Here is a 19,839-nt window from a genome sequence, read left to right on the forward strand (position 1 = left end):
TTCAGTCTCCGTCCGAAAAGGAAAAGCCGGCCGACAGCCCGATGGCCGCGCCATATTCGTCGCTGATCCTGGTGATCAGATCACGGCTTTCGGCCAAAAGCGTGTCGAGCTTGGCCTTTTCGGCATCGCTGGTGGCGGCGTCTATATCAGGATTGAGTTTCGGCACGCTGTCGAGCAGCGATTTGAAATCCTCGTCGATCAAAGCGGCAATCGACCGTTTGTCCGGCGGCAGAAGCTCGGCCATGCCGGCCTTCTGCCAGAACGTGCGCAGTCCTTCCAGATTGGCGGCCATCGACTTCCACGTATTTTTCGAACGCCAGTAGATCGCCATGCGCGGCCGCGGCGCGGTGTCCTTGCCCTTGTAGAACTGTTCCAGCCGCTGATCGCGGACATTCTCGGCGCCGTGCACGAGAATGCCGAGCAGCGCGGTCACCGCCTCCTTGTTGTCCATGAAATCATTGCTCTGCGGGCCGGGGTGCTTCCAGCTCGCCTGCACCCCGTCCGGCTTTTCCCAGGCGGCGACGACTTCGCCGGCCTCACGCTGGATATTGCCGGCGACGGCGGCGCCGTAAAGGCAGCGGAAGCCGCCCTTCTGCCCGACGAGATTTTCCGAGCCGTTGCCGTAAAGCACGTATTCCAGCGCCGTCAGGCCCTGCAGCGCCACGCTCTTGCCGGCGATCGCATCGACCGTCGCATCCTTCGGATCGGCTTTGGCGATCAGCGCCTGCACCTGTTTCAGGCCGACGCCCTTGCGATCCGGATAAAACAGGATGTGCTCGAAGAGATTGTCCTGGATGACGGGCCCGGTCTGGACGATCTCGATGATCGACCAGTAGCGGATCGTATCGTCGAATGCGGATTTCGCCTTGTCGAGCGTCTGCTGCGTGCCGCCGTCGCAGAGATCCTTCATCGCCGTCGTCAGCCGGGCGGCCGATTGCTGCATGTTGCGATAGCCCGGGCGGATCACTTCGTCGACGGCGCGCTGCATGACGGAGGGAACGGCATCCTCGTTCATCCCTGCCGGAGGAGCGGCGGTCTGGGCGGCCGCCGATGTGGCAAGACCGATCAGAGTGAGGCAGAGCAGGGGGTGCCAAGGGCGCATCAAAGTGACTCCAGGAATGTAATCAGGGCCGCCCTGTCGTCTCGCGACAGGGCGGAGAAAGCGTTGCGGGCCTTTTCGGCTTCGCCGCCGTGCCAGAGGATCGCCTCGGTGAGATCCCGCGCACGGCCGTCATGCAGGAAAAAGCTGTGCCCGCTGATAGTACGGGTCAGTCCTATACCCCATAGCGGTGGCGTGCGCCATTCACGTCCGCTTGCAAGCCCGACCTGCTGCCCGTCGGCAAGCCCGTCACCCATGTCGTGCAGCAGAAAATCGGAATAGGGCCAGATCAGCTGGAAGGATTGCGCCTTGTCAGGCGAATCCCTGCGCGTGACGAATTTCGGCACATGGCAGGAAATGCAGCCGGTTTCGTAGAAAATCCGCTTGCCCTTCAGCGTCTCAGGGAAGCTCGCCCGGCGGCGGGCCGGCACGGCAAGATTTTGCGAATAGAAGGTCACGAGATCGAGAATGGGCCCCGGCGCTTCTTCCTCGCCCAGTCGTTTCTGCACGCCGGTCGGCATATCGAGGCATTTCTCCTCCGCCTTGGTGCAATCGCCATGCGCGTCCGGATGGTCGGGCGTGGAGATGCCGATATCGTTGGCGAAGGCGTCGGCATTCTGGTCGCGCACCGTGGCGTTCTGCGCCTTCCAGCCGAAGCGGCCGAGCGCGATCTCACGGCTGCGATGATCGCGGACGATCGCCGCCTTGCCGGAGATGCCGTCGCCATCGGCATCGTCGGGATCGGCATGGCCAAGGATGTCGGCCTCAGGGATCGCCTCGATCAGCCCGAGGCCGATCATGGCGGGGGCGACACGCGCCGAGATCGTCGTTAATGCATCGAAAGGTCCATAGGCAAGATCCGTCACCGCATAATGCGGCCGGCGCAGCGAGACCGTCTCCCCGTCGCCAAGCCTTACCGTTTCCTCATCGTAGCGGATCGCCATCCGCCCTTCGGCGGCAAGGCCGGGCACGGCAAGATCCTGCAGCTGACGGCCATAGACCGGATCGGGGAAATTGAGAATGTCAGCGCTTGCGATCGCCCTTTCTTCTTCCGGCGTCCTGGCGGCGCGGGAAAGCCGCAGGAACATCGAGACGGCGCTCGGCCCCCCCTCCGGCGGTTTGCCGCGGCCGTCATTGACATGACAGCTCATGCAGGAGCGGGCGTTGAAAAGCGGCCCAAGCCCATCGGAGGCCTGCGTCGAGGAGGGCGAGGAAACCCAGAGCTTGCGGAAGAGCGCATTGCCGAGCTTGAAATCCTGCTCTTCCTCGAAGGGGATATTGGCCGAAATATGCGAGAAGCTGTCTTCGGTGACCGGATCGACCGAGGTCGTCGCACCCGCCTGCATTGCTTCGTATTGTTCGGCCATGGAAAAATCGGCTGTCGGCCGCGTCACATCGGCGACGCGTTTCAGATCGGCGTCGGAAAGGTCGGTGCGTTTCGTCGGCAGATCGAAACCGGCGGCAAAGGCGACGGGCGCGCCTGCAAGCGCAGCGAAAGCGGCGATGCGGAGGGGTAAGGGAAGTTTTCGAGCGGCAAGTTCGAGGGTGCTGGTCCGCGCTTCCCTTTCGACTCCCACATTCTTGTGCTTGTCACAGGAATCCAGTGCGCCCAAGTCCTTGGGCGCGGAAGACTCCCCCCTGACCGAGTCATTCACGGCGCGGACGCGCCGTGGCTGGATTCCTGTGACATCCCTCGGGCAAGGCCCTGAGGACACAGGAATGAGGGAGGCAATAGATGGCATTTCAGGGTTCGGGCCGCCTCGGCTTTCGAAGCGGCCCGCCTTTTTGCTTATTTGAAGACGGCGTTAGGATTATCCAAGCTGTCGGAACCTTCAAGCTGAACCGTGCCGAGATCGAGTGCGGCAATAACGCGCTGGATCGACTTCGTCTGGTCGATCAGCCCGTCGATGGCGGCCTGGACGACGGCGTTGCCTTCCTTGTTGCCTTCGGCGATCATCTGGTCGTACTTCTCGACCGTCTCGCCGCGCTTGGCCATGGCGTTCATCGCATCGAGCGTCTTGTTGAGCTTGCCTTCCATCTCGGCATCGAGCGCCTTGTCCTTGGCGGCCACGAGGTCGTGCAGCGACGGGCCGCTGAGCTTGGTGCCGTCGACGCGGGTATAGTTGCCGGTATAGGCGGCGGCGATGCCGATCGCGTCGTTGAGATGCGAGTTGTAGGTATTGTCGGAGAAGCAATCATGCTCTTCCTCCGGATCGTGCAGCAGCAGGCCGAGCTTCATGCGCTCGCCGGCAAGCTCACCGTAGGAGAGCGAACCCATGCCCGTCAGGATCGCGACGAGACCGGCCTTCGGATCGGCTTCGACGTTCTTCGTCGCAGCCCCGTCCGGCTTCCAGCTGTCGGTCATTTCCTGCAGGTCGGAAACGAGCAGCGTAGAGGCGGACTTCAGATACTCGGCGCGGCGATCGCAATTGCCGTGCGTGCAGTTCTTCAGATCGTAATCCGTTGCGGGGCGATTGCCGGCGCCGGGACCGGTGCCGTTGAGATCCTGGCCCCAGAGCAGGAATTCGATAGCGTGGTAGCCCGTTGCCACATTGGCTTCGATGCCGCCGGCTTCCTGCAGCGTGCCGGAGAGGAATTCCGGCGTCAGCTTCGAGGCGTCGACATCCTTGCCGTCGATCTTGATCGTCTTGTTGGCGATGACATTGGCCACATAGAGGGAGTTTTCGTCGCTCTCGCTGCCGTAGGAGGGATCGACATAGTCGATCAGGCCTTCATCGAGCGGCCATGCGTTGACCTTGCCTTCCCACTCGTCGACAACAGGATTGCCGAAGCGGTAGACTTCCGTCTGCTGGTAAGGCACGCGCGCCTTGATCCAGGCATCCCGGGCGGCCTTCAGCGTCGCGTCGGTCGGCGCCTTCAGAAAGGCGTTGATCGCGGCATCGAGCGCCTTTGCCGTCGTCAGCGAGTCCTCATATTTCGCATGCGCCACATCGGCATAATGTTTCACCACGGCGGCCGCATCGGTGGCGGCATGCGCGGGAAGGGCGAGCAGGGTGGCGGGGGCAATCGCCAGCACGGCTGCGCGGAATTTCTTGAGCTTCATGATCCTCTCCTGTGACGGATCTTCCGTCTAATCGGGGCTCCGTCTCTTCGCGCAAAAGCAAACTGGTGTCAAACGCTCTAGTTTGGAATGATTTTAAGGATGGATCGGTGCCGGCAAGTCGGCTCTTTCTGGACCTCATCTGCTTGAAAAACCGGCAGCAACTGCGCTGGCGCAGCGTCATTCCGCCGCGCCGTTACCATCGCTGCTAAGCGGCATCAGCCCTTCCGCTGCATGCGGCAGAAGAAGAAACCGTCCGTGTCGGTGGAAGCAGGCGTCAGCGTCACCGTCTGGGCGTCGGACGAGTGCGGCCGCGGGGCCTCTTTGCCGAAGAGCGCGTCCCAGGCGGGCAGGGCGCTGACGATCTGGAAATCAGCATTGCCGGCGGTAAAACGGCGCACCTGTTCCTCGTTTTCCTGAGGCAGAACCGAGCAGGTGACATAGATCAGCTCGCCGCCCGGTTTGACAAAGCCGCTCGCCTGCGCCAGCGCATCCTGCTGCTGGGCGGTGCGTTCGTCGAGGTTCTTTGCCGTTAGCCGCCATTTCGTATCGGGGCGGCGGCGCCATGTGCCGGTGCCGGTGCAGGGCGCATCGACCAGCACCTTGTCGCAGCGCCCGGCAAGGCCGGAAAGGCCCCTGGCGTCATCGTGCACCTGGACATTGCGCGTGCCCGCCCGCTTCAGCCGTTCGATGATCGGCGCCAGCCGCTTGCGGTCGGCGTCATAGGCGTGAACCTGTCCCTTGTTCTGCATGGCGGCCGCCATGGCGAGGGTCTTGCCGCCGCCGCCGGCGCAATAGTCGAGAATCTGTTCGCCGTCCTTGGCGAGCACCAGGTCGGCGACGATCTGCGAGCCCTCGTCCTGAACTTCGAACCAGCCTTTCTGGAACGAAAGCTCTGCCGTCACGTTGGGAAGGCGCGAGGCGCCTTCGCCGGCGGCAATCCGGATGCCGTAGCGGGCGATCTTCGCAGCATGTGCGCCGGCGCGTTCGAGCGCCTTGACGGCCTTGTCGCGGGAGGCCTTCAGGATGTTGGCGCGCAGATCGAGTGTTGGACGCGCCGCGAGCGCCTGTGCCTCTGTGAGCCAGCCGGTGCCGAAGGCCTGTTCGAAGGAGGGTTGGATCCATTCGGGAATATCGCCGCGTATATGCGGCGGCGCATCGTCGAGCGAGCGGCTCGCAAAGGCGGCGAGGGCATCAGCGGAAAGCGGCGGCGGCGCAAACTTGTCGTCCGCCAATTCGGTGGCGAGGCGATCGGGCGTGAAGCCCCATTGGCGGAACATCACGGCGTGGGCGATGGCCGCGGCGCTGTCGTCATTCATCAGCCACGCATGGGAAAGCCGCATGCGCAAGGCGTCGTAGACGATATTGCCGATCGCCGCACGATCGCCGGAACCCGCGAAGCGGTGCGCGAGGCCCCAGTCCTTGAGCGCGTCGGCGACGGGCCGCTTGCGGGCATCGATATCCGCGAGCACAGAAATCGCCCCTTCGAGGCGGCCGCCCAGACGCATTCACATATCTCCTATTGCCATGACCTGTGAACGATCCGCACACAGGCCGGGCGGACTGTTTACAAGTTTCAACCGCGTGGTAACCGCGATTGGCGGCAAGAGCAAGCGCCGGTCAGGGCGCAGCCGGTTGTGCGGCGCTGTACGCCTTAGCTGATCACCTGGTAGCAGACCTTCGCCGTGCCCGAGCTCACCATGCCGATATTCTGGGCGGCGGCGCGCGACAGATCGATGACGCGTCCACGAATGAACGGACCGCGATCATTGATGCGGACGACGACGGTGCGGCCATTGTTGCGGTTGGTGACCTTCACCTTGGTGCCGAACGCGAGCGAACGATGTGCGGCAGTCAAGATGGCGGGGTTCATACGTTCCCCGGAAGCAGTTTTGGAGCGAAGCGCGTACCATGAAGCACCGCCGCAGCCATTTCCAGCAAAACTCTCCGCCGGAAGCAGGAAAGAGCAGGCCGCAATAGTTACGGCAGCGATAATAGAACGACCTATTTTCTTCAAAACAGAGTATCCCTCAACTATTGAACTCACGCCCTTGCAGGCGGCGGGGCTTAAATCTGCTCAAAAGTGGCGAAAAAGTGCCGTTCTTGTTCACGGAGTGTTACAAACTGTAACATTTGTGAGCATATTGATATAATGACGGAAATAGGCAGCGACCCGTCAGAGTGGAAAAAACATAATGAAATCAGTAAAAAAGAGAATGAATTTTTCGGGGAGGAGCCTGCAGTGCCGCCATTCACAAAAACCGCGAAAATTCTTTTCTCGCTTTGCCATATTTATTGCCACATTTGGGCAAATTTAAAGGCCGTTAACTATAATAGAGAGCGAAATTTGTCCCTCTGATCGCGCAAAGTAGGAATTTCCTACTCCTTTTGGGTGAGCCCGCCAGCCGTGGTCGCTACCGCCTCTAGCCGCGCCAGCGTCCGTCCTGCCACAATTGTGCAAGCGACATCGGAAAGGTCGGGAAAGAGAATTCGAAGCCCGCCTTCTTGAGTTTCGCATTCGAAACGCGCTTGTTTTCGCCGTAGAAGGTGCGTGCCATCGGCGTCAGTTCTGCGGCTTCGAAAGCCTGCTCCGGCGGCGGTTCGACGCCCATCAGGCGGGCCGCCTCGACAATCACATCCTGCGGCGGGCCGGGCCGGTCGTCGGTGACATTATAGATGCCGCCGAGGCCGCGTTCGGACAGGAAGCGGGTCGCCGCACCGATATCTTCGACGCGGATGCGGTTGAAAACCTGGTCCTTCTTGATCAGGCGCCGTGCCGTGCCCTTGTCCAGATTGCAGAAGGCGTTGCGCCCCGGCCCATAAATGCCGGAAAGGCGCAGCACCGCCGCCGGCACACCGCGCTCCCGGCCCATCGCCAGCCAGCCCTGTTCGGCCTCGAGCCGCTCCTTTGATCGTCCGGAAACGGGCTCGCAGGGCGTTTCCTCGCTCACCCACGCCCCCTTGTGATCGCCATAGACGCCGACTGTGGAGAGATAGCCGATCCATTCGAGCCGGGGCAGGAAACGGGCGCTGTCTTCGCCCAACAGTCGCAGCAGCGGGTCGGCCTTTCCGGGCGCGATCGATTGCACGAGATGGGTGACGCTCTCCAGCGCGCGGCATAAGTCGTCGTCCATGGTCTCGCCGTCGAACAGGAACGCGTCGATGCCGCCATCGCGCAAGCCCTCCATCTTGTCGGCCGAACGCGTGGTGCCGGACACGCGCACATCCTGTCCCGCGAAGGCCTTTGCGATCGCCGTGCCGGAATAGCCGCAGCCAAAGATCATCACATGCATCAGTCCACTCCCGCCAACCGCCATTCGTTCAGCACATCGTCGTCGCTCTCATCGGTCCTTTGTGCGGCAAAGATGGAGAATTCGCCAGCCTCCATCAGCCGCGAAAGCGCCCACACCGCCATGCCGCGCACCGCCGGGGCGGCATCGCCGGCGAGCTCGCGACATTGTGCAATGAGTGCCGTCTCGCCGGAATTGCCGGCGGCGATCAGCACATTGCGGATGAAGCGGTCGCGGCCGATCCGCTTCACCGGCGAACCGCTGAAGAAGGCGCGGAAGGCGGCGTCGTCGAGCGTCAGCAGAAAAGCAAGAGACGGCTCCTTCAGATCTTCCCGCGCCTTCAGCTTCATTTCGAAGGCGGAGATCGCGAACTTGTTCCAGGGACAGACGGCAAGACAGTCGTCGCAGCCATAGATGCGATTGCCGATCAGCGGCCTGAGATCGGGATCGATCGGCCCCTTGTGCTCGATGGTCAGATAGGAGATGCAGCGGCGCGCATCGATCTGATAGGGCGCCGGGAAGGCAGCCGTCGGACAGATGCCGAGGCAGGCGCGGCACGATCCGCAATGGTCCGTTTCCGGCGCATCGACGGCAAGGTCGGCGGTGGTGAACATGCTGCCGAGAAACAGCCAGGACCCATGCGTACGGCTGACGAGATTGGTGTGTTTGCCCTGCCAGCCGAGGCCGGCGGCCGCCGCCAGCGGTTTTTCCATGACAGGCGCGGTATCGACGAACACTTTAACGTCGGCGCCGGCGCGTGCCGCAAAACGCGTGGCGATCTCCTTCAGCCGGCCCTTGATGATGTCGTGATAATCGCGGTTGCGGGCATAGACTGATATCGCTGCCTTGTCCGGCTTGTCGAGGATGCCGCGCGGATCCTCCTCCGGGGCATAGTTGAGGCCGAAGACGACGACGGACCGGACCTCGCTCCAGAGCGTCAGCGGATCGCCGCGCCGCTCGCGCGTCTCCGCCATCCACTCCATCGTCCCGTGGCGCCCGGCATCGATGAACTGGCCGAGGCGCTCTTTCGCTTCCGGGATCGCATCCGGGCGGGTGATGCGGCACAGATCGAATCCCTTGGCGGCGGATTCCGCCCGGACGAACTCGGTCAAATTGTCGCGGCGGCGGCGCTCTTTATCATCATTGTCGGGCATGAAGCGCCCTCGTCAGAAATCCAGATCGGCATAATGCGAAACCGGGGTCAGGCCGCGCACGCGCTCCGTCAGCATCGGCCGGAAGGAGGGGCGCGACTTCAGCCGCTGATACCATTCCTTGACGACAGGGGCCTCGGCCCACTCGATTTCGCCGAGATAATCGAGGATCGAGATCGAGGCGGCAGCGGCAAGATCGGCATAGCTCATCCGCTCGCCAGCCAGCCACTGACGCGAGCCGGCAAGCCAGGTAAGATAACGCATATGCTGGCGGATATTCGCGCGTGCCGTGCGCAAAACCTTGGAATCCGGCGCTCCGCCGCCCTGATCGGTGGTCATCTGCAACTTGTAGACACGCTCGCGGGCGAGCGGTTTCGTCACGTCGTTTTCCATCTTCTGCATGAACCATTCGCTCAGCCGGCGAATTTCCGCCCGCTGGAAAGGGTCCTCGGCGAGCAGCCTCCGGTCGCGCTTCAATACTCCGTGCGTCTCGTCGAGATATTCGGAAATGACGGTCGCGCCACAAAGCGCGCGCATGCTGTCGTCGACATAGACCGGCAGCGTGCCGGCTGGATTGAGCGCCAGGAAATCCCGGCGCTTCTCCCATGTCTGCTCCTCGATCAGATCCGCCTGATAGCCGTATTCGGCCAGGATCAGCCGGACGAAGCGAGATGCGGAGGACATGGGATGATGATAAAGCGTGGGCATCGATACTCGGGCTTTATGATTGCTGTTACAGGACTGTGTGGCAGCTCGTTTATAGCGCCTTAGTCGTGACTCATTGGTTGAAGCTATAGGAGCTTGGCCCGGCCAATACAAGCGAATCGGCTTTCACGCCATCTGACAAGGGACAAAACAACCGTCTTGCGATTGAGGATAGATGCAGCGCCTGATCGGCTCTAGCGCTGTTCAAGTCCGACTGACATTTAAACCGGAGACAATTTATGGACTATATCAATGCCGTCCTTCTCGGTGTCATCGAGGGGATCACCGAGTTTCTGCCGATCTCGAGCACCGGCCATCTCATCATTGCGGAGCAATGGCTCGGCCATCGGTCGGACATGTTCAACATTGTCATTCAAGCCGGCGCCATCCTGGCGGTGACCATCATCTACTGGCGTCGCCTGCTAGATCTGGTGCTCGGCTGGCGCGAGCCGGCGAACCGTGACTATGCCGCCAAGCTGATTGTCGCCTTTCTCATCACCGCAATCCTTGGGTTCGTCGTTAAGAGACTCGGCTTTGAACTGCCGGAGACTGCGACGCCGATTGCCTGGGCGCTGATCATCGGCGGCATCTGGATGATTTTTGCCGAATGGGCGGCCGCGCGTAAGGCGCCTCATAAGGAGATCACCTGGCTCGTCGCCATCCTGGTCGGCATTGCCCAGATCGTTGCCGGCGTCTTTCCGGGAACCTCGCGCTCCGGCGCCACGATCTTCGTCGCCATGCTCGCCGGCACCGGCAACCGCGCCGCGGCGACGGAATTCGCCTTCCTCGTAGGCATCCCCACAATGTATGCCGCAAGCGGCTATGAACTGCTGAAGACCTTCAAGGACGGCGGCGCGGCCGGCGAAGACTGGACGGCGCTCGCCATCGCCTTCGTCGTCTCCACCATCGTCGCCTTCATCGCGGTCAAATGGCTGCTCGCCTATATCAGGAGCAACCGCTTCACGCTGTTTGCCGTCTACCGCATCATTCTCGGCGTTTTGCTGCTCGGCATGGCCACAACAGGCCTGATCGCCTGAACCGTCTCCACCGCATTGCATTCGCGCATCTCCCAGGCGCGGATGCAATTGCCCGTCAGATGTCGCGAAGTGACTTGCAAGCGACAGGCGCAAACGGTCCAGCTGGTAATGTTTGAGAGAGTAAGTATCCGCTGCTTTGAAGCCGCCAAGACGAAGCGTTCATTTGGGAACGTCCTGATTCAGACGCTCCGGCCGCTATCTGTCTCTATGAGGCCGGCGTCGAGACCCGGCCTTTTCGTCAATGGCTGATCGAAGCCGTCGAGCAAGGATCGACGCCGTAGGCCGGCGAGCAGCCGCCCTTTACCGCTGCGACCGAACCGGACGCTACGAAGGAGCCTGCAAGGATAACCAGCGCCGCACACGCAAACAGGAGCGCGATTGACTTGCCCATCGAGAAATGCCTTTCACAGTGATTGCCGCACGCTTTCGCAGGCGTCGAGTCCGTTGGAGACGCGCGGGGTTTGGTAGTCAGTGGAATGGCAAATAGCAATAAACGTTCCTGCTAAATTTGGCGTTAATTCCACAAAATTTCCGCTGCGTCTTTTATGCAACTGCACTTGATATGACCGGCACGACAACATTTGGGACTTGCGCCGCCTTTGCTTCAGGCGAACACGCAAAAACGCCGTCCGCGCTATGCGCGAACGGCGCTGTGTCGAAGGCAGCAAGTTGTTCAGGCAGCCTTGCCGGAGCCGGTGTACTGGCCGTGCGGACGATACTGCACCAGGTAGGATTCGAGCACCGAGGCCACCATGGTCGGCGCAATGCCGAGGCCCTTCAGCGTGCGGCCTTCCGCTTCGGCTTCGGCGGAGACGACATTGTCGCGCTTGAGCAGGCGCACCTGGTCCGGGGTGATCGGCGGCGTCACGAACGGGATCAGCGAGGCGATGCTGCCGATCATCGACGCGATGCCGAAGGGCAGGGAGATGAACGGGTTCTTGCGGCTCGTCACCTTCAGCATCGTCTCGAGACATTCGCGGAAGCTCAGCACCTCGGGCCCGCCAAGTTCATAGACCTTGCCGGAGGGTACCTTGCCGTCGACGGCGCGGGCGACCGCCTCGGCGACGTCCTCGACATAAACAGGCTGGAACTTCGTCTTGCCGCCGCCGATGAGCGGCAGGACCGGCGACATGCGCGCCATGTCGGCAAATTTGTTGAAGAAGCTGTCTTCCGGCCCGAAGACGATCGAGGGGCGGAAGATCACCGCATCGGGCTTGATGGAGAGGATGGCCGTTTCGGCGCGGCCCTTGGTGCGGCAATAGTCCGAATCGGAATTGGCGTTGGCGCCGATCGCCGAAATATGGGCGAGGCTCGCGCCGGCATTGCGTGCCGCCTCGGCGACCGCGCGGGCGCCGAATTCCTGCACGGCGTCGAAAGTGTTGCGGCCGGTCTCGTGCAGAATGCCGACGCAGTTGACGACGTGGCTTGCACCCTCGACGGCGCGGTCGATCGAATTCCGGTAACGCAGGTTCGCCTGCACGAAGGAAATCTGGCCGACATTGCCGAGCGGCTGCAGGAAGCCGGCGAGATCGGGGCGTCGTACCGCGACGCGGATGCGATAGCCACGCTTGGCAAGCGCCCGGACCACGTGCCTGCCCACGAAGCCGGACCCTCCGAACACGGTGACGAGCGGCGGCAGGTTGGCAAGGGTCATGGCAGGCTCCTCGAAAGGCTGTGCGGGATGCTGTATCGGCTCCGTCTTAGCCCAATCCCAGCGCGACGGGAAGGCCCATCGCGCGCCGAGTTTTGCGCATGCGAGGGTGCTTCAGACGCCTTCGACGACGACCATTTCCGCATCCGCCGCTTCCTGGCGGATTTTGGCGGCGATCTGGTACTCCGGCGAGTTGTAGCAGTCGACCGCATGCTGCATCGACGCGAATTCGATCACGACGTTGCGGGCGCGGGACCTTCCTTCGAGCTCGGTGATCGCGCCGCCGCGCGCCAGGAAATTCGCGCCGTATCTTTCGAAGGCGGGCTTGGCCGCCGCCACATAGTCCTTGTAGCGCTCGGCATCGCGAACGTCGACGCGGGCAATCCAATATCCCTTGGCCATGATCTTCTCCCTTTGGTTCTCGTCAGCGGTTTGCCGGCCAGAGCGCGCCGACCATCTCATTGAGGACGGCGCGGGCGGCATGCCGGGGATCGGGCGCTTTGACGATCGGACGGGCGACGACGAGGTGGGTTGCCCCCGCCTTCAATGCGTCGAACGGCGTCATCACCCGCTTCTGGTCGCCATGGTCGCTGCCGGTCGGGCGAATGCCGGGTGTGACGATCGCCATGTCGGGTCCAAGGACCTCGCGCACTTCGGCCGCTTCCGCTGCCGAACAGACGATACCACCCATGCCGGCCGCACGCGCCTGAGCGGCGCGGCGCAGCACCAGGCTGTGTGGATCCTGGCTGTAGCCGGCGTCGATAAGATCATCGGCATCCATCGAGGTGAGCACGGTGACCCCGAGCAGACAGAGGCCGGAGCCGGCCGCCGCCTCAACCGCCGCCTTCATTGCTTTGGGATAGGCATGCAGCGTCAGCATCGACATTCCCATTTTGGCGATGTTCTCGACACCCGAAGCAACGGTGTTGTCGATGTCGAGCAGCTTCATGTCGAGAAAGATCTTCTTGCCGCTTGCGGCAAGATCGCGGGCGAATTCCAGACCGCCGGCAAAAACGAGCTGATAGCCGATCTTATAGAAGAGAATGTCGTCGCCGAGCGTGGAAACCAATCTTTCCGCCTCGCCGATCGTTGGAACATCCAGGCCGACGATCAACCGCTCGCGTGCGTCCATTTCAACTCACCCCCGCCAGTCTTCGATGGGTGTCCAGTCGCATGATAAATGGCGATCCGCAAGGCCGAAGGCGTAGAGATTGCCGCCGCCAGGCGGCTGATCGCGATCGCGGCCGATCGGCCTGCCCGCCAGATGGCATTTGAGCAGTGTGCCGACGCCGCCATGGCCGACGAAGGCAATGGGCGCAGTTGCATCATGCGTGGCGAGAACCGTATTCACCGCTTCGACGATTCGGGCCTGCGCATCGACGGCACGCTCCCAGCCTTTGAAGCTTTCTTCCGGATGCGCAAAAAACCAGTTGGCCGCCTCTTCGAATTGCGGCGGCGGCAGAAAGCCGGTGGCCGAGCGGTCGTTCTCGTGCATGCCATGGACGATCTCGATCGTCACACCGGAGGCTTCCGCCAATATCTCGGCCGTCTCGATCGCCTTTGTCTCGTCGCTGGAGACGATGCGTCGCAATAGCCTCGACCAGCCGCTCTCGGCCGCTTTGCGGGCACGTGCCGCGCCGACATCGGAAAGCCCCCATTTCGGCACCGGCACGTTGGCATCGATCCTGACTTGCGGATGGGTGATATAGATCCCGAACATCTCAGCCGCGCTTATAGATCCAGAGCTGCGCCGGCGGAATGTTGCGCATGACGAAGTCGAAATGCTGGATGTGGTAACGGTCGGGATTGGCGGCGATCGGCGAGATCGCGCCATAGGAGATTTGCACCACCGGCCGGCCGGTAGGCACGCGGTCGAGCAGGCTTTCCAGCAGCGCGATGCGCATCGCCATCGGGAAGTTCAGCAGCGGAATGCAGGAGATGACGCAATCGAATGTCTGGTCGCTGAACGCGCCAAGCGTGGTCTTGAGATCGAAGGCGTCGCCGTTGATGAAGTGCACGCCCGGATAGGTTCGCAGCAGGTGCTGGTGGAAGTCCGTCGAATATTCGATCGCCACCAGATTGTCCGGCTTCACGCCGCGGCCGAGGATCGCTTTGGTGATGGCGCCCGTGCCAGGGCCGAGTTCGAGGACCGGCAGCCCCGAATGCATGTCGATGACGCTGGCCATGCGCCTGGCGGTGATCGAGGAGGTCGGCACGATCGAGCCTACCGTCTTCGGCCCCTGCATCATGCCGCGGAAGAAGCGGATTTCCTCATCGAATCTCTTGCCGAAATGTTCCTTCACCTTGACCCGTAAGCGCATTCTCCACCCATCCGCACGTTGATCGACTGTGTTATTATGCTGCTTGTCGCTCTCGCGACAAGGATTTTCGCAACAAGGACATTTGCATCAACAGCTCATGCGGCGTTTCGATGGGAATGCGGCATGAGATCGGCAAGTCTTTCGGCCAGGTGACCGGCGTCGATCGGTGCGCGCAGTTTCTTGTCGGTATTGTCGAAATAGAGATAGACGTCGCGGCCCCTGGCGCGCCTCGGCAGGGGATCCAGAACGCGCGTCGCATTGTCAGGCTCTCCGCCGCCTGTCCAGGCGCGGATGCGCTCTGCCCATATATTGAGCGCTTCGTCTTCATAGCCGCTGACATAGAGTTGTTCGGAACCATGCAGCCGGCAATAGATGAAGTCGGCGGTAATATCCATCAGCAGCGGCCATTTTACCGTGTCGGCGCAGACGAGCGCGACCTTGTGTCGCCGGAGCATGTCGATGAACGCGGCGGAGCGGAAGCTATCGTTGCGGATTTCGAGCGCATGGCGGATCGGCTGGTGCCCGTCGCTTTTGAGCCAGGCCTGTTTAAGGCGCTCGTCATGCCGCTTCGAAAGCGCTATTGCCGCGTCGTGATCGTGCGGCAGCAGCGACAGGAAGGTGTCGAAGCGATCGGGATCGAAGGCCATGTTCGGCGGGAATTGCCAGAGGATCGGCCCGAGCTTGGGGCCGAGCCTGAGCAGCCCAGAGGCGAAGAAATTGGCAAGCGGCGCCTCGATCTCCTTCAGCCGCCGCAAATGGGTGATGAAGCGCGGCCCTTTGACCGCAAAGACGAAATCATCAGGCGTTTCGTCCCGCCAGCGGCCGAAGCTATCGGGCTTCTGCAATCCGTAGAAGGTGCCGTTGATCTCGATCGAACGGAAGTGACGTGCGGCGTAGGAAAGCTCCTGCTTCTGCGGCAGGTCTTCCGGATAGAATTGTCCGCGCCAAGGCGCATAAGTCCAGCCGGATATGCCGATGCGCACCACTCCCGTCTTTTTCATGCTGGGATCCTCCTGCTGGACAGGAGGAAAAACCGAAAGCGGCCGCCTTCGTTCCCGTCAGACGCGCATCGGCATCAGCACATAAAGCGCATCGTCGCCGGCCGTGTCACGGATTAGCGTCGGCGAGCCGGCATCGGCCAGCAGGAAAATCGCTTCCTCGCCGGAAAGCTGCGCGGTGATGTCGAGCAGGTACTTGGCATTGAAGCCGATTTCCATCGCATCGGTGTCGTAGCCGACGGCGACTTCTTCCGTTGCGCTGCCGGAATCGGGATTGTTGACGGTCAGCATCAGCTGCCCCTCGGAGAGCGCCAGCTTCACGGCGCGGCCGCGCTCGGAAGAGATGGTCGAGACGCGGTCGACGGCTTGGGCGAAGCTCGTGCAGTCGACGCGCATTTCCTTGTCGTTGCCGGTGGGGATGACGCGCTGATAGTCAGGGAAGGTGCCGTCGATCAGCTTCGAGGTCATGACGATCGAGCCGATCGTCATGCGGATTTTGGCGTCGGAAACCTCGACGGTGACGATCGTTTCCGGATTGTCGACCAGCTTCTGCAGCTCGCCGACCGTCTTGCGCGGAATAATGATGCCCGGCATGCCCTCGGAGCCGGAGGGCGCGTCGACATCGGCGCGCGCCAGCCGGTGGCCGTCGGTCGCGACTGCCCTGAGCTTCAGCTCGCCGTTGCTCTCGATCGTGTGGAAGAAGATGCCGTTGAGGTAATACCGCGTCTCCTCGGTCGAGATGGCGAACTGCGTGCGGTCGATCAGCATCTTCAGATCGGACGCCTTCAGCTTGAAGGAATGGGTGAAGGTGCCGGCGGTCAGGTCGGGAAAATCGGATTCCGGCAGGCACTGCAGCGAGAATTTCGAGCGGCCGGACTGCACGGTCATCGAGCCGCCGTCGGTGCTGGTCGCCAGCAGCACTTCCGAGCCGTCGGAAAGCTTGCGCACGATATCGTAGAGAAGATGGGCGGGAACGGTGGTGGCGCCGGCCTGTTCGACGCTGGCAGGCGTCGCCTCGGTGATCTCGAGGTCGAGGTCGGTCGCCTTCATGTCGAGGTTCTGGCCGTCGGCCTTGAGCAGTACGTTGGACAGGATCGGGATCGTATTGCGACGTTCGACCACGCGGTGGACGTGGTTCAGCGATTTCAACAGGTTTGACCGCTCAATAGTAATACGCATGGGATGCTACCGCTTTCGACCGTGACTGTCGGGCGCATCGAGCACCCGAAGAATGCTTTCCCGATTGAGGTCGGGGGAGTGGACGGGCAAAATGGCAGACTTCAGCACCGGTTTGCAAGAGGCATAGGCGGCCGGACGCCTGCATTTCCGGTTTTCCGGAGCAATCCTCACAGAAATCCGAACCCTTGCCGAAGCGCCGTGGCTCGCCCATAAATGTTCCCCCATAAGGCTCGACGACGGCGGGACGAAAGCAAAGGGCATGAACGAGGAAACGACGGCGGAGACGGCCACGCGGCGAAGTTTCCGCCTGCACAATATGGCGGTGCCGGCGCGGCCGCTGGAGCCGGCGCTCTATCTCGTCGCCACGCCGATCGGCAATCTCGGCGACATCACGCTGCGCGCGCTGGAAACGCTGGCCGGCGCCGACGTTCTCGCCTGCGAGGATACACGCGTCACCCGCGTGTTGCTTGACCGCTACGGCATCCAGAACCGTCCTTTCGCCTATCACGAGCACAATGCCGACGAGGCTGGTCCGCGGCTCCTCCAGGCGCTCGAAGCCGGCCGCTCGGTGGCGCTGGTGTCGGATGCCGGCACGCCGCTGGTTTCCGACCCCGGCTATCGGCTGGCACAGCAGGCGATCGCGGCCGGCTATCGTGTCGTCCCCATCCCCGGCGCCTCGGCGCCGCTTGCAGCGCTTGTCGGCTCCGGCCTGCCGAACGACGCCTTCCTCTTCGCCGGTTTTCTGCCGGCCAAGGATAAGGCCCGCCGCGACCGCCTCGGCGACCTTGCCGCTGCCCCCGCGACACTGATCTTCTTTGAATCGCCGCATCGCATCGGCGCCACGCTCCTCGCTGCCGCCGATGTGCTGGGCGGTACGCGGCCGGCCTCCGTCTGCCGCGAGCTGACCAAGACCTATGAGGAGTTTCGCCGCGGCACGTTGGCGGAGCTCGCTGCGCATTATCAAGAGGTGGACAACGTCAAGGGCGAGATCGTTCTTGTCGTCGGTCCGCCGCAGCCCGTGGAAACGCCGGAGGCCGATGTCGAGGCCGTGCTTGCCGATCTCTCCAAGTCGATGCCGACCGCAAAGGCCGCCACCGAGGCCGCCCGTCTCACCGGCCTGCCGCGCAAGGCGCTCTATCAGCGCCTCTTGGAGATGAAGGGCGCCGATGGGCGATAACGACCTCACTGCCGTCCGAAGAAAGGCGCTGCGCCGCGGCCTGATGTCGGAATATGTCGCCGCCATCTTCCTGATGCTGAAGGGCTACCGCATCCTGGCGCTGCGCCACCGCACCCGGCTCGGCGAGATCGATATTGTTGCCCGCAAGGGCGATCTCGCCGTCTTCGTCGAGGTCAAGGCCCGCCACGGCGAGGCCGCGGCCGTCGACGCCGTCTCCGCCGCCGCCCAGAAGCGGATAAGGGCGGCAAGCGATCTCTGGCTCGCCCGCCAGGCCGATCAGGCCCGTCTTTCCCAGCGCTATGATATCGTCGCGGTCACGCCCGGCCGGCTGCCGCGCCATTTTCCGGACGCGTTTTAATGCATGTCGCCCGGAAGTGTGCAGCGGTTCCGGGACAACGACATGCATAAAATCAAAGAGCTTTAGTCATTCCCCGCTTCGCCAAGCCTTCGGATCGCTAAAATTTTAGTTTCGATTTGAACCGGCTTCTTACGACTCTCCGCTATGGCAATCTCTGTAGGGGCAAGAATTGGGGGTTGTTTCATGGCTTGGAAGCTGATGTTTGCAAGTGCGGTCGCCATGGCCGCGCGTTCGGTGCCTTATGCCGTGGCGAAGCCGGCCGGCAAATCCTTCATCGCCCATGCGAGCGACCTGCTGCCGCTGAAATCGACGCCGATCAATCCCGACTGGATTATCAGCGGCAATCCTGAGGCGCGCACCGCCGAACATTCGCGCGGCCATGACGAGGCCTCGCTGACGGCGATCTGGGACTGCACTGCGGGCGAATTCCGATGGTTTTTCGGCTGGGACGAGACGGTAATGATCCTCGAAGGCGAGGTCCATATCACCGCCGAGGACGGCACCGAACGAACCTTGTGCACCGGCGACGTCGCCTTTTTCGCCGGCGGAACCTGGGCAAGCTGGCGGGTCGACAATTACGTCCGCAAGGTCGCCTTCTTGCGCAAGCCCTTCCCGAAGCCCTTGGCGATCGCCTATCGCCTGCGCAACCTGCTGCGCAATAGCGGCAACCAGGGCATTGCCGCCTGACCACCGGCGGCGGTCGCAAGCCTTGATTGACCGTTGCGTTTGATACCGGGCCGACCTACATCTGTCCGGCATTCAGCGAGGGACGGAAATGGCCAAGATCACCAATGTAGCGGTCCAGATGGATCATGTCGCCGGCATCAATATCGCAGGTGATTCCACCTTCGCCATGAGCCTGGAAGCCCAGGCGCGCGGCTACCGGCTGTTCCACTACACCCCCGACCGGCTGAGCTTCCGCGACGGCAAGCTTTTTGCCAGCGTCGAGCCGATGCTGCTGCGCGACGTCAAGGGCGATCACTTCGAACTCGGTACACCCGAGCGGATCGATCTTTCCACCATGGATGTGGTGCTGCTGCGCCAGGACCCGCCTTTCGACATGGCCTATATCACTTCGACGCACCTGCTCGAGCGCATTCACCCGAAGACGCTTGTCGTCAACGATCCGGCCTGGGTGCGCAATTCGCCGGAGAAGATCTTCGTCACCGAATTCTCCGACCTGATGCCGAAGACGCTGATCACCAAGGATCCGGCCGAAATCCGCCGCTTCCGCGACGAGATGGGCGATATCATCCTGAAGCCGCTCTACGGCAATGGCGGCGCCGGGGTCTTCCATTCGACCCGCGATGACCGCAATCTCTCCTCGCTGCTGGAAATGTTCGGCCAGATGTTCCGCGAGCCCTTCATCGCCCAGCAATATCTGCCCGACGTGCGCAAGGGCGACAAGCGCATCATCCTGGTCGACGGCGAATTCGCCGGCGCCATCAACCGCGTCCCGGCCGAGCATGACAGCCGCTCCAACATGCATGTCGGCGGCCGCGCCGAGGCGACCGAGCTGACGCCGCGCGAAAAGGAAATTTGCGAACGCATCGGCCCGGCGCTGAGGGAACGCGGCTTCCTGCTCGTCGGCATCGACGTGATCGGCGATTATATGACCGAGATCAACGTCACCTCGCCCACAGGCATCCGCGAGGTAAAAAAATTCTGCGGCGCCGATATTGCAGCCCTGCTATGGGATGCAATCGAGCGCAAGCGCGGCTGATCCTGCAGCGCCGCGACCCCGCGCCCCTGCTGTGATCGGCTACAACCCCGGTCACAGCCTATATCCAAATACGTTCCTTCATTGTTCTT

The 19,839-nt window shown here is 62.2% G+C and carries 21 protein-coding genes; 5 read left to right on the forward strand and 16 right to left on the reverse strand.

Going from position 1 to position 19,839, the window contains the following annotated elements:
- Position 1: 1 nt before the first annotated feature.
- From N2597_RS21745 to N2597_RS21780, 8 genes are all read right to left on the reverse strand, one after another.
- Positions 2–1,102, reverse strand: a complete 1,101-nt coding sequence (locus N2597_RS21745; protein ID WP_183599481.1) for an imelysin family protein — start codon at positions 1,100–1,102, stop codon at positions 2–4.
- Positions 1,102–2,841, reverse strand: coding sequence for a di-heme oxidoreductase family protein (locus tag N2597_RS21750; protein WP_179363836.1), 1,740 nt, complete (start codon positions 2,839–2,841; stop codon positions 1,102–1,104). Before N2597_RS21750 ends, N2597_RS21745 begins: the two co-directional genes overlap by 1 nt.
- Positions 2,842–2,888: 47 nt before the next feature.
- Positions 2,889–4,163, reverse strand: a complete 1,275-nt coding sequence (locus N2597_RS21755) for an imelysin family protein (RefSeq protein ID WP_077991266.1) — start codon at positions 4,161–4,163, stop codon at positions 2,889–2,891.
- Positions 4,164–4,378: 215 nt separating this feature from the next.
- A complete protein-coding gene (locus N2597_RS21760; protein ID WP_077991264.1) occupies positions 4,379–5,668 on the reverse strand; it encodes an RsmB/NOP family class I SAM-dependent RNA methyltransferase in 1,290 nt (429 codons plus the stop codon).
- 146 nt (positions 5,669–5,814) lie between these two features.
- A complete protein-coding gene (locus tag N2597_RS21765; RefSeq protein ID WP_038686341.1) occupies positions 5,815–6,177 on the reverse strand; it encodes a septal ring lytic transglycosylase RlpA family protein in 363 nt (120 codons plus the stop codon).
- Between the two features lie 406 nt (positions 6,178–6,583).
- Positions 6,584–7,453, reverse strand: a complete 870-nt coding sequence (locus tag N2597_RS21770) for an SDR family oxidoreductase (RefSeq protein ID WP_077991263.1) — start codon at positions 7,451–7,453, stop codon at positions 6,584–6,586.
- A complete protein-coding gene (queG, locus tag N2597_RS21775; protein ID WP_183599483.1) occupies positions 7,453–8,604 on the reverse strand; it encodes a tRNA epoxyqueuosine(34) reductase QueG in 1,152 nt (383 codons plus the stop codon). The genes N2597_RS21770 and queG overlap by 1 nt, the downstream gene beginning before the upstream one ends.
- Positions 8,605–8,616: 12 nt before the next feature.
- Positions 8,617–9,309 (reverse strand): glutathione S-transferase family protein, encoded by a 693-nt coding sequence (locus N2597_RS21780; RefSeq protein WP_009990869.1) that lies wholly within the window; start codon positions 9,307–9,309, stop codon positions 8,617–8,619.
- A gap of 236 nt (positions 9,310–9,545) precedes the next feature.
- Here N2597_RS21780 and N2597_RS21785 point away from each other — a divergent pair, with 236 nt between their 5' ends.
- Complete coding sequence (locus N2597_RS21785) at positions 9,546–10,343, forward strand: undecaprenyl-diphosphate phosphatase (RefSeq protein ID WP_038686350.1); 798 nt, start codon at positions 9,546–9,548, stop codon at positions 10,341–10,343.
- A 238-nt stretch (positions 10,344–10,581) separates the two neighbouring features.
- Here N2597_RS21785 and N2597_RS21790 read toward each other — a convergent pair whose 3' ends face one another.
- The 8 genes from N2597_RS21790 to dnaN all read right to left on the reverse strand — a co-directional run bounded on the left by N2597_RS21790 (position 10,582) and on the right by dnaN (position 16,492).
- Positions 10,582–10,734, reverse strand: a complete 153-nt coding sequence (locus tag N2597_RS21790) for a hypothetical protein (RefSeq protein ID WP_003570911.1) — start codon at positions 10,732–10,734, stop codon at positions 10,582–10,584.
- A gap of 282 nt (positions 10,735–11,016) precedes the next feature.
- Positions 11,017–11,997 (reverse strand): complex I NDUFA9 subunit family protein, encoded by a 981-nt coding sequence (locus N2597_RS21795; protein ID WP_183599485.1) that lies wholly within the window; start codon positions 11,995–11,997, stop codon positions 11,017–11,019.
- A 111-nt stretch (positions 11,998–12,108) separates the two neighbouring features.
- Positions 12,109–12,396: a DUF1330 domain-containing protein gene (locus tag N2597_RS21800; protein WP_096763063.1), complete on the reverse strand. Its 288-nt coding sequence runs from the start codon at positions 12,394–12,396 to the stop codon at positions 12,109–12,111.
- Between the two features lie 22 nt (positions 12,397–12,418).
- Positions 12,419–13,126 (reverse strand): orotidine-5'-phosphate decarboxylase, encoded by a 708-nt coding sequence (gene pyrF, locus N2597_RS21805; protein WP_038686356.1) that lies wholly within the window; start codon positions 13,124–13,126, stop codon positions 12,419–12,421.
- A 6-nt stretch (positions 13,127–13,132) separates the two neighbouring features.
- Entirely contained in the window at positions 13,133–13,714 is a 582-nt protein-coding gene (locus N2597_RS21810; protein WP_038686358.1) for a histidine phosphatase family protein, read from the reverse strand.
- A 1-nt stretch (position 13,715) separates the two neighbouring features.
- Positions 13,716–14,315 carry a phospholipid N-methyltransferase PmtA gene (gene pmtA, locus N2597_RS21815; protein WP_038686360.1) on the reverse strand — a complete coding sequence of 200 codons (600 nt, stop codon included), beginning with the start codon at positions 14,313–14,315 and terminating at the stop codon, positions 13,716–13,718.
- A 95-nt stretch (positions 14,316–14,410) separates the two neighbouring features.
- Entirely contained in the window at positions 14,411–15,316 is a 906-nt protein-coding gene (locus N2597_RS21820) for a DUF72 domain-containing protein (protein WP_183599487.1), read from the reverse strand.
- Positions 15,317–15,373: 57 nt separating this feature from the next.
- A complete protein-coding gene (gene dnaN, locus N2597_RS21825; protein ID WP_183599489.1) occupies positions 15,374–16,492 on the reverse strand; it encodes a DNA polymerase III subunit beta in 1,119 nt (372 codons plus the stop codon).
- A 259-nt stretch (positions 16,493–16,751) separates the two neighbouring features.
- On the opposite strand from dnaN, the gene rsmI reads away from it, so the two are divergent.
- The 4 genes from rsmI (at position 16,752) to gshB (ending at position 19,750) form a co-directional block, all read left to right on the forward strand.
- Positions 16,752–17,669, forward strand: coding sequence for a 16S rRNA (cytidine(1402)-2'-O)-methyltransferase (gene rsmI / locus N2597_RS21830; RefSeq protein ID WP_183599491.1), 918 nt, complete (start codon positions 16,752–16,754; stop codon positions 17,667–17,669).
- Entirely contained in the window at positions 17,659–18,027 is a 369-nt protein-coding gene (locus N2597_RS21835; RefSeq protein ID WP_096763061.1) for a YraN family protein, read from the forward strand. The genes rsmI and N2597_RS21835 overlap by 11 nt, the downstream gene beginning before the upstream one ends.
- A gap of 183 nt (positions 18,028–18,210) precedes the next feature.
- Positions 18,211–18,714, forward strand: coding sequence for a cupin domain-containing protein (locus tag N2597_RS21840; RefSeq protein ID WP_183599493.1), 504 nt, complete (start codon positions 18,211–18,213; stop codon positions 18,712–18,714).
- A gap of 88 nt (positions 18,715–18,802) precedes the next feature.
- Positions 18,803–19,750 (forward strand): glutathione synthase, encoded by a 948-nt coding sequence (gene gshB / locus N2597_RS21845; RefSeq protein WP_183599495.1) that lies wholly within the window; start codon positions 18,803–18,805, stop codon positions 19,748–19,750.
- The last annotated feature ends 89 nt before the right edge of the window (positions 19,751–19,839 follow it).

This window comes from Rhizobium sophoriradicis (genome assembly GCF_025200795.1).
GTDB lineage: Bacteria > Pseudomonadota > Alphaproteobacteria > Rhizobiales > Rhizobiaceae > Rhizobium > Rhizobium sophoriradicis.

Bases quoted from the DNA above. Each gene is read 5' to 3' on its own strand.
- N2597_RS21760 (WP_077991264.1), bottom strand. From the start codon at position 5,668: ATGCGTCTGGGCGGCCGCCTCGAAGGGGCGATTTCTGTGCTCGCGGAT.
- rsmI (WP_183599491.1), top strand. From the start codon at position 16,752: ATGAACGAGGAAACGACGGCGGAGACGGCCACGCGGCGAAGTTTCCGC.
- N2597_RS21785 (WP_038686350.1), top strand. From the start codon at position 9,546: ATGGACTATATCAATGCCGTCCTTCTCGGTGTCATCGAGGGGATCACC.
- N2597_RS21755 (WP_077991266.1), bottom strand. From the start codon at position 4,163: ATGAAGCTCAAGAAATTCCGCGCAGCCGTGCTGGCGATTGCCCCCGCC.
- N2597_RS21770 (WP_077991263.1), bottom strand. From the start codon at position 7,453: ATGCATGTGATGATCTTTGGCTGCGGCTATTCCGGCACGGCGATCGCA.
- N2597_RS21780 (WP_009990869.1), bottom strand. From the start codon at position 9,309: ATGCCCACGCTTTATCATCATCCCATGTCCTCCGCATCTCGCTTCGTC.
- pyrF (WP_038686356.1), bottom strand. From the start codon at position 13,126: ATGGACGCACGCGAGCGGTTGATCGTCGGCCTGGATGTTCCAACGATC.
- N2597_RS21790 (WP_003570911.1), bottom strand. From the start codon at position 10,734: ATGGGCAAGTCAATCGCGCTCCTGTTTGCGTGTGCGGCGCTGGTTATC.
- dnaN (WP_183599489.1), bottom strand. From the start codon at position 16,492: ATGCGTATTACTATTGAGCGGTCAAACCTGTTGAAATCGCTGAACCAC.
- N2597_RS21745 (WP_183599481.1), bottom strand. From the start codon at position 1,102: ATGCGCCCTTGGCACCCCCTGCTCTGCCTCACTCTGATCGGTCTTGCC.
- N2597_RS21810 (WP_038686358.1), bottom strand. From the start codon at position 13,714: ATGTTCGGGATCTATATCACCCATCCGCAAGTCAGGATCGATGCCAAC.
- gshB (WP_183599495.1), top strand. From the start codon at position 18,803: ATGGCCAAGATCACCAATGTAGCGGTCCAGATGGATCATGTCGCCGGC.
- N2597_RS21750 (WP_179363836.1), bottom strand. From the start codon at position 2,841: ATGCCATCTATTGCCTCCCTCATTCCTGTGTCCTCAGGGCCTTGCCCG.
- N2597_RS21820 (WP_183599487.1), bottom strand. From the start codon at position 15,316: ATGAAAAAGACGGGAGTGGTGCGCATCGGCATATCCGGCTGGACTTAT.
- queG (WP_183599483.1), bottom strand. From the start codon at position 8,604: ATGCCCGACAATGATGATAAAGAGCGCCGCCGCCGCGACAATTTGACC.
- N2597_RS21800 (WP_096763063.1), bottom strand. From the start codon at position 12,396: ATGGCCAAGGGATATTGGATTGCCCGCGTCGACGTTCGCGATGCCGAG.
- pmtA (WP_038686360.1), bottom strand. From the start codon at position 14,315: ATGCGCTTACGGGTCAAGGTGAAGGAACATTTCGGCAAGAGATTCGAT.
- N2597_RS21840 (WP_183599493.1), top strand. From the start codon at position 18,211: ATGGCTTGGAAGCTGATGTTTGCAAGTGCGGTCGCCATGGCCGCGCGT.
- N2597_RS21795 (WP_183599485.1), bottom strand. From the start codon at position 11,997: ATGACCCTTGCCAACCTGCCGCCGCTCGTCACCGTGTTCGGAGGGTCC.
- N2597_RS21835 (WP_096763061.1), top strand. From the start codon at position 17,659: ATGGGCGATAACGACCTCACTGCCGTCCGAAGAAAGGCGCTGCGCCGC.